This window comes from Pseudomonas frederiksbergensis (assembly GCF_017114915.1).
In the GTDB taxonomy this organism is placed as follows: Bacteria; Pseudomonadota; Gammaproteobacteria; order Pseudomonadales; family Pseudomonadaceae; genus Aquipseudomonas; species Aquipseudomonas frederiksbergensis_I.
Genome location: NZ_JAAUOE010000013.1, coordinates 1 through 12,792, shown reverse-complemented (window position 1 = coordinate 12,792; position 12,792 = coordinate 1). Strand labels below are relative to the sequence as shown.

12 protein-coding genes and 1 pseudogene are annotated in these 12,792 nt (G+C 60.3%); 5 read left to right on the top strand and 8 right to left on the bottom strand.

All coding sequences use genetic code 11. From position 1 onward, the window contains the following. Positions 1–3: 3 nt before the first annotated feature. The 3 genes from HCU66_RS11990 to HCU66_RS11980 all read right to left on the bottom strand — a co-directional run bounded on the left by HCU66_RS11990 (position 4) and on the right by HCU66_RS11980 (position 3,283). Positions 4–930: an SdiA-regulated domain-containing protein gene (locus tag HCU66_RS11990; protein WP_205888690.1), complete on the bottom strand. Its 927-nt coding sequence runs from the start codon at positions 928–930 to the stop codon at positions 4–6. 255 nt (positions 931–1,185) lie between these two features. Further along, on the bottom strand, positions 1,186–1,851 hold the full coding sequence (locus HCU66_RS11985; RefSeq protein WP_205888689.1) for a fumarylacetoacetate hydrolase family protein: 666 nt from the start codon (positions 1,849–1,851) through the stop codon (positions 1,186–1,188). Between the two features lie 37 nt (positions 1,852–1,888). Next, positions 1,889–3,283, bottom strand: a complete 1,395-nt coding sequence (locus tag HCU66_RS11980) for an FAD-binding oxidoreductase (protein ID WP_205888688.1) — start codon at positions 3,281–3,283, stop codon at positions 1,889–1,891. Between the two features lie 204 nt (positions 3,284–3,487). Here HCU66_RS11980 and serA point away from each other — a divergent pair, with 204 nt between their 5' ends. Continuing rightward, positions 3,488–4,717: a phosphoglycerate dehydrogenase gene (gene serA, locus HCU66_RS11975; protein ID WP_205888687.1), complete on the top strand. Its 1,230-nt coding sequence runs from the start codon at positions 3,488–3,490 to the stop codon at positions 4,715–4,717. 118 nt (positions 4,718–4,835) lie between these two features. Here the strand turns inward: serA and HCU66_RS11970 are convergent, their stop codons facing one another. Next, complete coding sequence (locus HCU66_RS11970) at positions 4,836–5,261, bottom strand: DUF4399 domain-containing protein (protein WP_205888784.1); 426 nt, start codon at positions 5,259–5,261, stop codon at positions 4,836–4,838. Positions 5,262–5,397: 136 nt separating this feature from the next. Between HCU66_RS11970 and HCU66_RS11965 the strand changes: the two genes are divergently transcribed. Beyond that, positions 5,398–5,991 carry a transporter substrate-binding domain-containing protein gene (locus HCU66_RS11965; RefSeq protein WP_205888686.1) on the top strand — a complete coding sequence of 198 codons (594 nt, stop codon included), beginning with the start codon at positions 5,398–5,400 and terminating at the stop codon, positions 5,989–5,991. Positions 5,992–6,108: 117 nt separating this feature from the next. On the opposite strand, the gene HCU66_RS11960 is transcribed toward HCU66_RS11965, so the two are convergent. Next, on the bottom strand, positions 6,109–6,594 hold the full coding sequence (locus HCU66_RS11960) for a 2-thiouracil desulfurase family protein (protein WP_205888783.1): 486 nt from the start codon (positions 6,592–6,594) through the stop codon (positions 6,109–6,111). Between the two features lie 2 nt (positions 6,595–6,596). Next, on the bottom strand, positions 6,597–7,229 hold the full coding sequence (locus HCU66_RS11955) for a 2OG-Fe(II) oxygenase (RefSeq protein WP_205888685.1): 633 nt from the start codon (positions 7,227–7,229) through the stop codon (positions 6,597–6,599). A 133-nt stretch (positions 7,230–7,362) separates the two neighbouring features. Here HCU66_RS11955 and HCU66_RS11950 point away from each other — a divergent pair, with 133 nt between their 5' ends. After that, positions 7,363–8,115, top strand: a complete 753-nt coding sequence (locus HCU66_RS11950; protein ID WP_205888684.1) for a DUF2059 domain-containing protein — start codon at positions 7,363–7,365, stop codon at positions 8,113–8,115. 58 nt (positions 8,116–8,173) lie between these two features. Here HCU66_RS11950 and bipL read toward each other — a convergent pair whose 3' ends face one another. Beyond that, positions 8,174–9,121 carry a phospholipase BipL gene (bipL, locus tag HCU66_RS11945; protein ID WP_205888683.1) on the bottom strand — a complete coding sequence of 316 codons (948 nt, stop codon included), beginning with the start codon at positions 9,119–9,121 and terminating at the stop codon, positions 8,174–8,176. Positions 9,122–9,218: 97 nt separating this feature from the next. On the opposite strand from bipL, the gene HCU66_RS11940 reads away from it, so the two are divergent. Together HCU66_RS11940 and HCU66_RS11935 are read left to right on the top strand one after the other, a co-directional pair. After that, positions 9,219–9,797, top strand: a complete 579-nt coding sequence (locus HCU66_RS11940) for a DUF6436 domain-containing protein (protein WP_205888682.1) — start codon at positions 9,219–9,221, stop codon at positions 9,795–9,797. Between the two features lie 104 nt (positions 9,798–9,901). Next, positions 9,902–12,304, top strand: a complete 2,403-nt coding sequence (locus tag HCU66_RS11935; RefSeq protein ID WP_205888681.1) for a penicillin acylase family protein — start codon at positions 9,902–9,904, stop codon at positions 12,302–12,304. Positions 12,305–12,444: 140 nt separating this feature from the next. Here HCU66_RS11935 and HCU66_RS11930 read toward each other — a convergent pair. Further along, positions 12,445–12,792: pseudogene (locus HCU66_RS11930) on the bottom strand (putrescine ABC transporter permease PotI); the annotation flags it as partial.

Below are 12,792 nucleotides of genomic sequence, written 5' to 3'. Positions count from 1 at the left end.
ACCCTACCGTTTTTCAAAGCGGTAGAACAGGTTCGGCTCGCTCACCATGTACAGGGTGCCGGCCTCGTCCATGGTCACGCCTTCGGCACGGGGAATGGTTTTCTTCAGGCCGTTGAAACCACCGAGCAAGGTCATGAAACTGACCTGCTCGCCTTTCTCGTCCAACTCCAGCAACAAGTGGGAGTCGGCGGACAGCACCAGCGTGTGGCCGGTGCGCGGATCGATGGCCAGGGCTGACAGGTTGCGGATATCCAGTTCGTCGCTGGACAGTTTTTGCTTGTCGCCCTTGAGGATTTGGCTGCCGTCGCTTTTCCAGCTGAACAGCGCCGGTGGACGTTCTTCGCCCAGCAACAGTTGCTGGTTGCGGGCATTCCAGACGATGGCTTCGAAGGCTTTATTCTGGTCTTTCGACGGGCCGAGGTCGTACTTCGGGAAATTGGCGATGTTCAGCTCGCGAGTATCGGCATCGACCTTGACGATAGAGAGCAGATGTTCACGCTCATCGGTAATTGCCAGTAAACCGTTGCCCATCACCGTCACCCCTTCCGGGTTGCTCCAACCCACCAGCGGCATCTTGCGCAACACATCGCCCTGCAACGTCAGCTCGACCAGGAACGGGTTTTTGCCCATCACCGCAAACAGGGTTTTGGTCTGCGGGTCGTAAGACACGTCCGACGCTTCGTCCTTCTCCATGCCCGGCAGCAGCTTGGCGTCGATCACCGCCCGGTAATCCGGCAGCCAGATACTCTCCTGACGTTCGGCCGGGCTTTCGAAGCGCTCCTTCACCCAGAGCACACCACGGTCATCCCAATGCATCGCATGCACGAGGCCATACACAGCGACGGCCACCAGCAAAAGCCAGGAATACCAACGCATGACAAAGCGCGAACGGCGGGCAGTTTTCAGGTTGGACAGCGGTTGGGTGGCCATGCAGGGATGCGTTCCAGAAATTCAGGCTATGGGTAATAGCACATTGGGACTGGCTCAGACGCCAGAAGCCCCGGAATTATCCGGAAATAATGTGAAAAAAACGGGAAATGGCTGGAAAGCCCTGCTTCTTTGGGACAGGAACACAATCCTGTAGGAGCTTGCCAGCGAAGAGGCCATCACATTCAACGATGATGTTGGCAATAGATCGCCTTCGCTGGCAAGCCAGCTCCTACAAAGCCAGCGCCTTGCGCTGAATTAGCGAACGCTACCGGTAAAACGGCTGACGCCCGGCAACTCAAGCACCAGTTCGTCACCGACATTCAGCGGGCCAACGCCCACCGGCGTGCCGGTGAGGATCACGTCACCGGCCTGCAGCGAGAAGCAACCAGCCATGTACTGGATCATCGGCACGATCGGATTGAGCATGTCCTTGCTGTTGCCATCCTGGCGGACTTCGCCATTGATGGTCAGGCGGATGCCGATGTCGGTCAGATCGGCGAAAGTACTGTCAGCCACGAACGGCGCAATCACTGCCGCACCGTCGAAGCACTTGGCGATTTCCCACGGCAGGCCCTTGGCTTTCAGCTCGGCCTGTTTGTCGCGCAGAGTCAGATCCAGCGCTGGAGCGATACCGGAGATGGCATCCAGCACTTCTTCACGACTCGGTTTGGTCGACAACGGCTTGCCGATCAACACCGCGATTTCCGCTTCGTAATGCACCGAACCACGCTCGGTGGGAATGCTGAAACCGCCTTCCAGCGGCACCACACAACTGCCCGGTTTGATGAACAGCAGAGGCTCGGTGGGCACCGGATTGTCCAGTTCCTTGGCGTGTTCGGCGTAGTTGCGGCCGATGCACACCACTTTCCCCAGCGGGAAGTGGATACGCGTACCATCGACATACTGGTGCTGATAGCTCATGGACCGACTCCTGGTTCGTAGCGCTTAAATTCAAAAGTCAAACAGCAAAAATCTTGCCCGGGTTCATGATTCCGTTCGGGTCGAACACCGCTTTTACAGCTTTCATGTACTCGATCTCAACCGGCGAGCGGCTGTAGGTCAAGTAATCACGTTTGGTCATGCCCACGCCATGCTCGGCGGAAATCGAACCGTTGTACTTCTCGACGGTTTCGAACACCCACTTGTTGACGGTGGCACATTTGGCGAAGAACTCGTCCTTGCTCAGGTTATCCGGCTTGAGGATGTTCAAGTGCAGATTACCGTCGCCGATGTGGCCGAACCAGACAATTTCGAAGTCCGGGTAATGTTCACCGACGATCGCATCGATTTCCTTCAGGAACCCCGGGACTTTCGACACGGTGACCGAAATGTCATTTTTGTACGGTGTCCAGTGGGAGATGGTTTCGGAGATGTACTCGCGCAGCTTCCAGAGATTCTGCAACTGGGTTTCGCTCTGGCTCATCACGCCGTCCAGCACCCAGCCCTGCTCCACGCAATGCTCGAAGGTTTCCAGGGCGTGGTTGGCCACTTCCTCGGTGGTCGCTTCGAATTCCAGCAACGCATAGAACGGGCAGTCGGATTCGAAGGGCGCCGGCACATCGCCACGCGCCATGACCTTGGCCAGGGCTTTATCGGAGAAAAATTCGAACGCGGTCAGGTCAAGTTTGCTCTGGAACGCGTGCAATACCGGCATGATCGAATCGAAATCGGCGGTACCGAGCACCATCGCGGTGAGGTTTTTCGGCGCACGGTCCAGGCGCATGGTGGCCTCGACCACAAAACCGAGGGTGCCTTCAGCCCCGATGAACAGCTGGCGCAGGTCGTAGCCGGTGGCGTTCTTGATCAGGTCTTTGTTCAGTTCCAGCAGATCGCCCTTGCCGGTGACGACTTTCATGCCGGCCACCCAGTTACGGGTCATGCCGTAGCGAATCACCTTGATCCCGCCGGCATTGGTGCCGATATTGCCGCCAATCTGGCTTGAGCCTGCCGACGCGAAGTCCACTGGATAGTACAAGCCGTGTTCTTCGGCCGTGTTCTGCAATTGCTCGGTAACCACACCCGGCTGACAAACAGCGGTGCGGTCGGTGAGGTTCACGTCGAGGATCTGGTTCATGTAGTCGAAGGACACGACCACTTCGCCATTGGCCGCCACCGCTGCAGCAGAAAGCCCGGTACGGCCGCCGGACGGCACCAGCGCAACCTTGTGCTCATTGGCCCAACGGACAATGGCCTGGACCTGCTCGGTGGTCTTGGGGAACACAATGGCGGTCGGGGCCGGGGCAAAATGCTTGGTCCAATCCTTGCCATAAGCATTCAGGGAGTCGGCGTCGGTCAGTACCTTGCCGGGCTCAACCAGGGTCTTCAGCTCATCAATCAGGGCAGGATTGGTCATCGACAGAACTCTCGAACAATTCATGGTCATCCTGAGTACGCTTCACGTCGCAGGGATGAGTGTTAGCGGGGCACGTATGCTAGCATACCGACCCCGCGCAATAGTGCCCAACGCCTGTTCCGCGGCGACGGCTGTCATGCCGTTCGGGTCAGCGTCTGCTGGCTACTTCCCTGCCAATTTTCTCCGGGATACAGGTTTACGCAGATGAGCAAGACATCTCTCGACAAGAGCAAGATCAAGTTCCTTCTTCTCGAAGGCGTCCACCAATCGGCTGTCGACGTCCTCAAGGCGGCGGGCTACACCAGCATCGAGTACCTCACAGGTTCTCTGCCGGAAGCCCAGCTCAAGGAAAAGATCGCCGATGCTCACTTCATCGGCATTCGCTCCCGTACTCAACTGACCGAAGAGATCTTCGATCACGCGAAGAAACTGGTGGCTGTCGGCTGTTTCTGCATCGGTACCAACCAGGTTGATCTCAACGCGGCTCGTGAACGCGGCATCGCGGTATTCAACGCACCGTACTCCAACACCCGCTCCGTGGCCGAGCTGGTATTGGCCGAGGCGATTCTGTTGCTGCGCGGCATCCCTGAGAAGAACGCTTCCTGCCACCGCGGCGGCTGGATCAAAAGCGCGGCCAACTCCTTCGAAATCCGGGGCAAGAAGCTGGGCATCGTCGGTTACGGCTCGATCGGCACTCAATTGTCGGTCCTGGCTGAAGGCCTGGGCATGCAGGTGTACTTCTACGACACCGTGACCAAACTGCCACTGGGTAACGCCACCCAGGTCGGCAACCTGCACGAACTGCTGGGCATGTCCGACATCGTCACCCTGCACGTTCCGGAAACCGCTGCCACCCAGTGGATGATCGGCGAGAAGGAAATTCGCGCCATCAAGAAGGGCGGCATCCTGATCAACGCCGCTCGCGGCACCGTGGTCGAACTGGACGCACTGGCGGACGCGATCAAGGACAAGCACCTGATCGGCGCCGCCATCGACGTATTCCCGGTGGAGCCGCGCTCCAACGACGAAGAGTTCGAAAGCCCGCTGCGTGGCCTGGACAACGTGATCCTGACCCCGCACATCGGTGGCTCCACCGCTGAAGCCCAGGCCAACATCGGTCTGGAAGTAGCGGAAAAACTGGTCAAGTACAGCGACAACGGTACGTCGGTATCGTCCGTGAACTTCCCGGAAGTGGCCCTGCCGGCTCACCCTGGCAAGCACCGCCTGCTGCACATCCACGAGAACATTCCGGGTGTGATGAGCGAGATCAACAAAGTCTTCGCCGAAAGCGGCATCAACATTTCCGGTCAGTTCCTGCAGACCAACGAGAAAGTCGGCTACGTGGTTATCGACGTCGATGCCGAATACTCGGAAATGGCGCAAGAGAAGCTGCAGCACATCAACGGCACCATTCGTTGCCGCGTGTTGTTTTAACAGCAGCTTCGAGCGACAAGCTACAAGCGGCAAGTTGAGTCAGCTTTGGCTTCTACTTGAAGCTTGCCGCTTGAAACTTGCCGCAATAAAAAACGGGAGCCCCAAGGGCTCCCGTTTTTTATTCCACTGTCACGGTGATTTTCTTCGAAACGATCGGCGGATCGAACGGCATGTGCCCTTTGTCGCCCAGTTCGAGCTGCAAGGTGTGCTTGCCCGGAGCCAGTTTGATTTCAGCCTGGGTCTGCGCTTTGCCGAAGTGCATGTGGTTGGCATCCATCGGGATCGGCGCATCGGCTGCTGGCAGTTTGTCGACATCGATCAGCAGGTGATGATGCCCCGTGTTTTTGGTGACATCGCCCGCTGGTGCCAGCGCGATTTCCTTGACGCCGAATTTCACAGTGAAAGTTTGCGCGACTGTGGCTCCATCCTCGGGAGATACGATGAACACTTCGGCGCCTTTGGGAGCGGGTGTGGCAGCGGTTGCCAGCATCGATGCGCTCAGCAACAGCCCAACCAATCCTGCTCGTGACATAAAGGTTTTCATTCTCTTCTCCAGTTTTTCCGTAAAATTCGCTTGGCCGTGACAACTTAACGGCCATTCGTTGTCGAAGGCTCTCGACAACCATAGCAAAGCGAGCCTGAACTGCGCGTCGCGATAAAATGAATTCAAAGGAGTGACCATGCGCTTTTTGCCTGGCCTGATCTGCCTGCTACCCCTTTTGAGCCCTTTGGCCCATGCCGAACTGATTGACGATGTAAACGACCGCGGCGAACTGCGCATTGCTCTTGAGGCTAATACACCGCCTTTCAATTTCAAGGATGACGGCAAACTGACCGGGTTCGAGGTCGAGTTGGGTCAATTACTGGCCAATGAGCTGGATGTGCGGGCCGACTTCGTTGTCACCGACTCCGGCGATCTGTTGACCGGCGTCGAAAGCGGCAAATACGACGTTGCCATCAATCACATCGCACTGACTTCGGACCTGAAGGATCGTTTCGACTTCAGCGAACCTTACATGCACGCCCAAGCGCAATTGCTCGCGCAGAAAGACGAGCAACCGCGCTCCATCCTGTTGGTGCAGTCACTGACGGAGGAAAAGCCGAAAGCCGCCCCGGCTGTGAGCCTGGCGATACCGTTTCAGAAGGGTAACCCGGCGTTTCACGCCAGCCTGGAAAACGCCTTGCAGCGGATCAAGGCCGATGGCCGGCTGGAGGCGCTGGAGCAGAAGTGGTTCGGGGCGGGTACGGGTGAGCTGCTGAAACATCCTGAGTGAAATTCAACCCTGTAGGAGCGAGCTTGCTCGCGAAAGCGGTGTGTCAGGTGACATCAATGCTGACTGTGCCGCCGTCTTCGCGGGCAAGCCCGCTCCTACAGGGTTCGTCGTGGATTGTTAGTCGAGCATGGTCAGAGCCTGTGCCGCTTGCGGCAACTCCAGCTCGCTGAAGACTTGCACGCCATGGCGCTTGAGCAACGCCGCCGTCACACCTTCGCCGCTGACCTTCACGCCACCGAACGTCCCGTCATAGGTCAGCAGATTCCCGCAGGACGGGCTGTTGGCCTTGAGTACGGCAATCCGGATACCGTGCTGCCGCACCAGTTCCAGCGCCTGCCAAGCCCCCGACAGAAACTCGGCACTGACGTCCTCGCCCTCGGTGGTGATGACCGATGCAAGGCCATCAAGCACCTCACCGCCCTGCCCGCCAGGAATCTCCGCAGCTGCCCTTGGCGTCGGCAACCCGCCAGCGACTTCCGGGCACAACGGCACCACCCGACCTTCTGCAATCCACTGCTCCAACAGATCGAACGGCCCGCTGGCCCCGCCGTCGTAACGGACCCTGTGCCCCAGCAAACAGCGGCTTACCAGCATCTTTTGCATCATCAGAACGGCTCGTTGCCACGACGGCGGAACCAGCCCGTCAACGACAGGCGCTCTCGGGTCGCGGGGAGGACTTCGTGGGGCACCTCGCCCGACAGGAACACCACCAGGCATCCGCCGGTAGGCACCACATCATGCTCGACGCCTTCGTCCAGGTACATGCGCAACTGACCGCCATGCTCGGGCAGCCAGGCGTCATTGAGGTAGATCACCGCCGAAACCATGCGCCGATCGTCGTCGCGGAAACGGTCAACATGCTTGAGGTAGAAAGCGCCGGGCGGATACAGGGCGAAATGACTTTCGAAGTCTTCCAGGCCCAGGAACAAACCGCGATTCATCGCCTCGCGCAGGCTGTCCATCAACCCCAGGTAGCGGTCGCAGGCCTCGGCCTGACCGGGTTCAAGCCACTGGATATGGTCACCGCGAATACCCTCGCGGATTTCCGAAAACGGCCCGCGCCCCACGGCGGCCGGGGCGAGCTCACCCTCGGCGGCACGTTTGCGGCACTCGGCCGCCAGTGCCCGGGTCAGATCCAGAGGCAGGAAAATATTCTGCCGCGACCAGCCGCGTGCGGCCAGGTCGTCGACGATACGTAACAGCAGCGGGTGATCAGAGGGTATGTGCATGGCGCGCATAGTATTCCTGTGCCCACAAATCCGACAGAGCCATGCAGCGGAGGATTGGTCGGATAAGGCACTCAACCTGATACGAATTCTCGACAAGTACGAATGCCGCACGGAGAATAGTCGCCTGCTGACAGGAGTACCTATGCGTCGCTTGCTTTTCTCACTGTTGATGTTCTGCGTTTTGCCCGCCTGGGCGGACGGCCACGACCAGTTGTACAAGGTCGCCGGTTGGCCAGAACAACGCGCGCATTTCAACGATGCACTCTCGGCCGCTCAGCAGCGTTACCAGAATAGCCTGCCACCAGCGGTGTTTCAGGCCTTGGTCAACAACAGCAATCAGCGTTTCGCCCCCAAGGCCATGGACCAGCGTGCCCAAGCGCAACTGCGCAAGAAGCTCGCCGACCCGAAACCTGCACTGACCTTCTTTCAATCGCCGCTGGGCAAGAAAATCGTCGCCGCCGAGCTGCTGGCGACCCGTCGCGATCAATTGGCGAAAAACGCCAAGGGCTTGCCGAAAATGCAGGCCAGCGATACCCGTCAGCTGATCATCGGCCACCTGGCCCAGGCCCTGCCCGCCCGCGAGGCCGGCGCTGAAGTCAGCCTGGCGATCGCGGGCGTGGCCGCCGACAGTCTGAGTTCGATGATCCCCGGCCTGCTCGGCGGCGGTCAGGCTCAAGGCATGTTGAACGGTCAGCGCCAGCGTTTGATGGAACAGATCGGCGCCGACCTGAACAACACGCTGCTGTATGTTTATCGCGACCTGTCGGATGAAGAGCTGGAAGAGTTCGCCACGTTCGCCGAGTCCACTGAGGGCAAGGCTTATTACCAGGCGGCACTGGCGGCGATTCGGGCGGGGTTGGCGGTGGGGCAAAGCACGTCGAGCCTGACCCAGTAATTGTTGGCGTCAGCCAGATCGCCATCGCGGGGCAAGCCCGATGGGGCCCTGGCTACCGCTAAAAATTCCGCCCCTTGATCCGTTTGCTCAAAAACCCGAAATACTCCTGCCGCAATCCCAATGACTCATTCGCCAGATGATGCCGCGCCCCAGGCAGCATCAGCACCTGGGGCCGATCGAACTTGCCCCGCAACACCTCAAGGTTATGCTGCCAATCCACGGTCATGTCCGCCTGGCCCTGCACGATCAGCGGCCGTCGCGGGCTGTTCGGTGCGGCTTCGATACGCTTGATCCACCGTCCCAGCGCACCGACCCAGGCTGTCGGCAGGCGCAGCGGTTGCAGCGGATCGGCCTGCAGGAATGCGAGGAAGTCAGGATCGTTGGAGTTCTCGCTGAAGCGCCGGGCGATGCCTTTGACGAATGGCTTGAGCAAGTAATAACTGAGCCGCGACCAGCCCCAGGCTCGCGGTCGCACCAGTGGCGACAACAGAATCACCTGCCCCTGAGCCGGGCTGCTCGCGCCCTGATTAAGCACATGGTCGATCACGATCGCCCCGCCGGTGCTTTGCCCGCACAAGTGCCAGGGTTGCGGAAGACCCAACGACTGTGCCTCGGCCAGCAGCCCTTGCAGCGTGCTCTGGTACTCGGCGAAGTCCTTGATGCTCGCCCGTTCGCCGCTGGACAGGCCATGCCCCGGCAGGTCACAGGCGATGACCGCAAAACCCTGGTCCAGCGCCCACTCGATCACATGCCGGTAGAGCCCGGTGTGATCGTAGAAGCCGTGAAATAAAAACAGCGTCGCCTTCGCCCGCTCGGACCACCAAAGCTGGCTGACCACTTCATAGCCATCGACCTCGAACCGCCCCAGACCACTGCGCAGGGTCCGTTGTGGAAAATCCAGCCCATAAAAACGCTGATAGGCCATGGCCTCCGTCGACAGCGGCTGCCACTCGGCCAATGGCCGCAGGCTGGCACGCAGATGATCGGGGTCGAAAGTGGCAGGCATGGGGCATTCCAGAGCGCGAAACGGACTTTATGGGCCTGCGATATTCATCTGTCGCGGCAAGCATGGCAAGCTAGCCGACCTTCGAGGATTGAAACCCATGCGCCCGGCCTACCGCACCACACTGCTTGCCAGCCTGCTCGCCCTTGTGTGCGCCGGCGTGCTGTGGGCCGCTTACGACTGGTTCCAGGGACGCTACCTGCGAGCCTTCAGCTCGCACACCGCCGTGTTCTCCGGCGACCCGTTGCGCCTGCCGGACGAACTCGCCGGCCCCGGCGCCATTCGCCTGGTGCACTTCTGGGACCCGGCCTGCCCGTGCAACGTCGGCAACCAACAACACCTGACTGAACTGGTTGAGCAATATGTACCGCAGGGCGTCGAGTTCTATACGGTACAAAAACCCGGCAGCCACGGCCAACTGCCCGCCACCTTGAGCCGCCTTAAAACCATCACTGTCCTGCCTGGCTCCGAACAGGTCCCCGCCAGCCCGGCGGTAGCGATCTGGGACCGCACTGGCAAGCTGGCGTATTTCGGTCCGTACAGCGAAGGCCTGACCTGCAATTCGAGCAACAGTTTTATTGAGCCCATCCTGCAAGCGCTGAACGAAGGCCGGGCGGTGAACGCCACCCACACGCTGGCGGTGGGTTGCTACTGCCCATGGCCGGCGCAGATGAAGTAAGGCCATTACTGACTTTTCCAGGACCGCGATGCCCGGCACAGGAGGCCTGTGCTACACGTTTGCAGCCCACACGGGCGGCAATCCCGAAAGAACAAGGAGTCACCATGAAACGCGTCCTGACCGCACTTGCCTTGCTGATCGTCATGCTCGTCGCCGGGGGTGGCTGGTATGTGTACAGCAAGCAACCGACGCGTCAGGGCCAGGTGGCGTTGCAGCACCTGCAAGGCTCGGTGACCGTGCGCTACGACGAGCGCGGCGTGCCGCATATCCGTGCCGAAAACGAAACCGACCTCTACCGCGCCCTCGGCTACGTGCACGCCCAGGACCGACTGTTCCAGATGGAAGCCATGCGGCGCCTGGCCCGTGGCGAGTTGGCCGAAGTCCTCGGCCCGAAACTGCTCGACACCGACAAACTGTTTCGCAGCCTGCGCATTCGCGAACGGGCCGAAAGCTACGTGGCCGCGCTGGATCGTCAGTCGCCTGCATGGAAGGCCCTGCAAGCCTATCTGGACGGCATCAATCAATATCAGGGCAGCCACGCTGCGCCGGTAGAGTTCGACGTGCTGGGGATCCCCAAGCGCCCTTTCACCGCCGAAGATAGCATCAGCATCGCCGGTTACATGGCCTACAGCTTCGCCGCGGCATTTCGCACCGAACCCTTGCTGACTTATGTGCGTGACCAGCTGGGCGCCGAGTACCTGACTATCTTCGATCTCGACTGGCAGCCCCAAGGCGTACTGGCCAAAGGGCGCGCCAACCCTGCTCCCGCCCTCACCACCCATGACTGGAAGGACCTGAACGCCCTCGCCCGCCTGAGCGAGCAGGCTCTGGCCGACAATGGCCTGCCGCAATTCGAAGGCAGCAATGCCTGGGTGATTTCCGGCAACCACAGCAAAAGCGGCAAGCCGCTGCTGGCCGGTGACCCGCACATTCGCTTCTCGGTGCCGTCGGTGTGGTACGAAGCGCACCTGTCGGCGCCGGGCTTCGAGCTTTATGGTTACCATCAGGCGCTGGTGCCGTTTGCATTCCTCGGCCACAACCTGGACTTCGGCTGGAGCCTGACAATGTTCCAGAACGACGATCTGGACCTGATCGCCGAGAAGGTCAATCCGGACAACCCGAACCAGGTCTGGTATCGCGGTAAATGGGTCGACATGATCAACACCGAACAACAGATCGCGGTGAAAGGCCAGTCAGCGGTCACGCTGACCCTGCGCCAGTCGCCCCACGGCCCGATCGTCAACGATGCGCTCGGCACCGCCGCCGGCAAGACGCCGGTGGCCATGTGGTGGGCCTTTCTCGAAACCCCGAATCCGATCCTCGACGGCTTCTACCAGCTCAACCGCGCCGACACCCTGACCAAGGCCCGCGCCGCATCGGCCAAGGTTCAGGCACCGGGGCTGAACATCGTCTACGCCAATGCCAAAGGCGACATCGGTTGGTGGGCCTCGGCGCTGTTGCCCAAACGCCCGGCCGGGGTGAAGCCCGGTTTTATCCTCGACGGCAGCACCCCTCAGGCGGACAAGGAAGGTTTTTACCCGTTCAGTGCCAACCCGCAGGAAGAGAACCCGGCGCGAGGCTACATCGTCTCGGCCAACTTCCAACCGGTGTCGCCCACCGGCATGGAGATTCCCGGTTACTACAACCTCGCCGATCGCGGGCAGCAGCTCAATCGCCAGCTCAGCGACAAGAATGTGAAATGGGACAACGAGGCCAACCAGAAACTGCAACTGGGCACCACTACCGCTTACGGTCCGCGTTTGCTCGCGCCGTTGTTGCCGGTGTTGCGTGAAGTGGTGAGCGATCCGGCCGAGCTCAGACGGGTGGAGCAATTGGCGCAATGGAGCGGCGATTACCCGCTGGACTCCATCAGCGCCACGCTGTTCAACCAGTTCCTGTTCAACCTCGCCGACGCGACGTTGCACGATGAACTGGGCAATGACTTCTTCGAAACGCTGCTCCCGACCCGGGTAATCGATGCCGCGCTGCCGCGCCTGGCGGCCTGCGCCGATTCACCCTGGTGGGACAACCGCAACACCCCGGGCAAGGAAACCCGCGCCGACACGGTCAAGGTGGCCTGGCAAGCGAGCATGGCTCACCTCAAGACCACCCTGGGCGCCGACGTTGCGCAATGGCAGTGGGGCAAGGCGCACACCCTGACCCACGGTCATCCGCTGGGGATGCAAAAGCCGCTGGAGCGGATCTTCAACGTCGGGCCGTTCGCGGCGCCCGGCACCCACGAAGTGCCGAATAACCTCTCGGCCAAGATCGGCCCGGCGCCATGGCCCGTGACCTACGGCCCGTCGACACGGCGCCTGATCGACTTCGCCGACCCGGCCCACAGCCTGACCATCAACCCGGTCGGCCAGAGCGGCGTACCGTTCGACAGCCACTATGACGATCAGGCCGAGGCGTTCATCGAAGGGGTTTACTACCAGGCGAACTTCAATGACGAAGAAGTGACGGCCAATACCCGCAGCACCTTGAAACTGTTGCCGGCGCGGTAGATTTTTGCCGGTCAGGCTGACGCTTTCGCTGCAAAATTCTGAGCCATAAAGTCAAAAGATCGCAGCCTGCGGCAGCTCCTACGGGATTCACATTCCACTGTAGGAGCTGCCGCAGGCTGCGATCTTTTGATCCACAGCGTTTAAGCCGCTTCAGGCGCCTGCGTCCGGCGTACTTCCGGTTGCTTCCAGGAGTCGGCGGCGGCTTCCTCGATGGCCTGCTGAATCGCACGCTTGCGAATTTCTTCGGCTCGACGGCTGAAGAACCAGACCAGGAACGTCACCAGCGACACCGCCAGCAGAATCAGACTGGCCACGGCATTGATCTCGGGCTTCACGCCCAGGCGCACCGCCGAGAACACTTCCATCGGCAGGGTCGTGGAGCCTGGCCCCGAGACGAAGCTCGCCAGCACCAAATCATCCAGGGACAACGCGAACGACATCATGCCCCCCGCCGCCAGCGACGGCGCGATCATCGGAATGGTGATCAG

Excerpts from the sequence above, each read along its gene's own strand:
- HCU66_RS11955 (WP_205888685.1), bottom strand. The coding sequence starts at position 7,229 with ATGCGCGCCATGCACATACCCTCTGATCACCCGCTGCTGTTACGTATC.
- HCU66_RS11990 (WP_205888690.1), bottom strand. The coding sequence starts at position 930 with ATGGCCACCCAACCGCTGTCCAACCTGAAAACTGCCCGCCGTTCGCGC.
- HCU66_RS11980 (WP_205888688.1), bottom strand. The coding sequence starts at position 3,283 with ATGACCAATCCTGCCCTGATTGATGAGCTGAAGACCCTGGTTGAGCCC.
- HCU66_RS11940 (WP_205888682.1), top strand. The coding sequence starts at position 9,219 with ATGCGCCCGGCCTACCGCACCACACTGCTTGCCAGCCTGCTCGCCCTT.
- HCU66_RS11970 (WP_205888784.1), bottom strand. The coding sequence starts at position 5,261 with ATGAAAACCTTTATGTCACGAGCAGGATTGGTTGGGCTGTTGCTGAGC.
- HCU66_RS11965 (WP_205888686.1), top strand. The coding sequence starts at position 5,398 with ATGCGCTTTTTGCCTGGCCTGATCTGCCTGCTACCCCTTTTGAGCCCT.
- HCU66_RS11960 (WP_205888783.1), bottom strand. The coding sequence starts at position 6,594 with ATGCAAAAGATGCTGGTAAGCCGCTGTTTGCTGGGGCACAGGGTCCGT.
- bipL (WP_205888683.1), bottom strand. The coding sequence starts at position 9,121 with ATGCCTGCCACTTTCGACCCCGATCATCTGCGTGCCAGCCTGCGGCCA.
- HCU66_RS11985 (WP_205888689.1), bottom strand. The coding sequence starts at position 1,851 with ATGAGCTATCAGCACCAGTATGTCGATGGTACGCGTATCCACTTCCCG.
- HCU66_RS11950 (WP_205888684.1), top strand. The coding sequence starts at position 7,363 with ATGCGTCGCTTGCTTTTCTCACTGTTGATGTTCTGCGTTTTGCCCGCC.
- serA (WP_205888687.1), top strand. The coding sequence starts at position 3,488 with ATGAGCAAGACATCTCTCGACAAGAGCAAGATCAAGTTCCTTCTTCTC.
- HCU66_RS11935 (WP_205888681.1), top strand. The coding sequence starts at position 9,902 with ATGAAACGCGTCCTGACCGCACTTGCCTTGCTGATCGTCATGCTCGTC.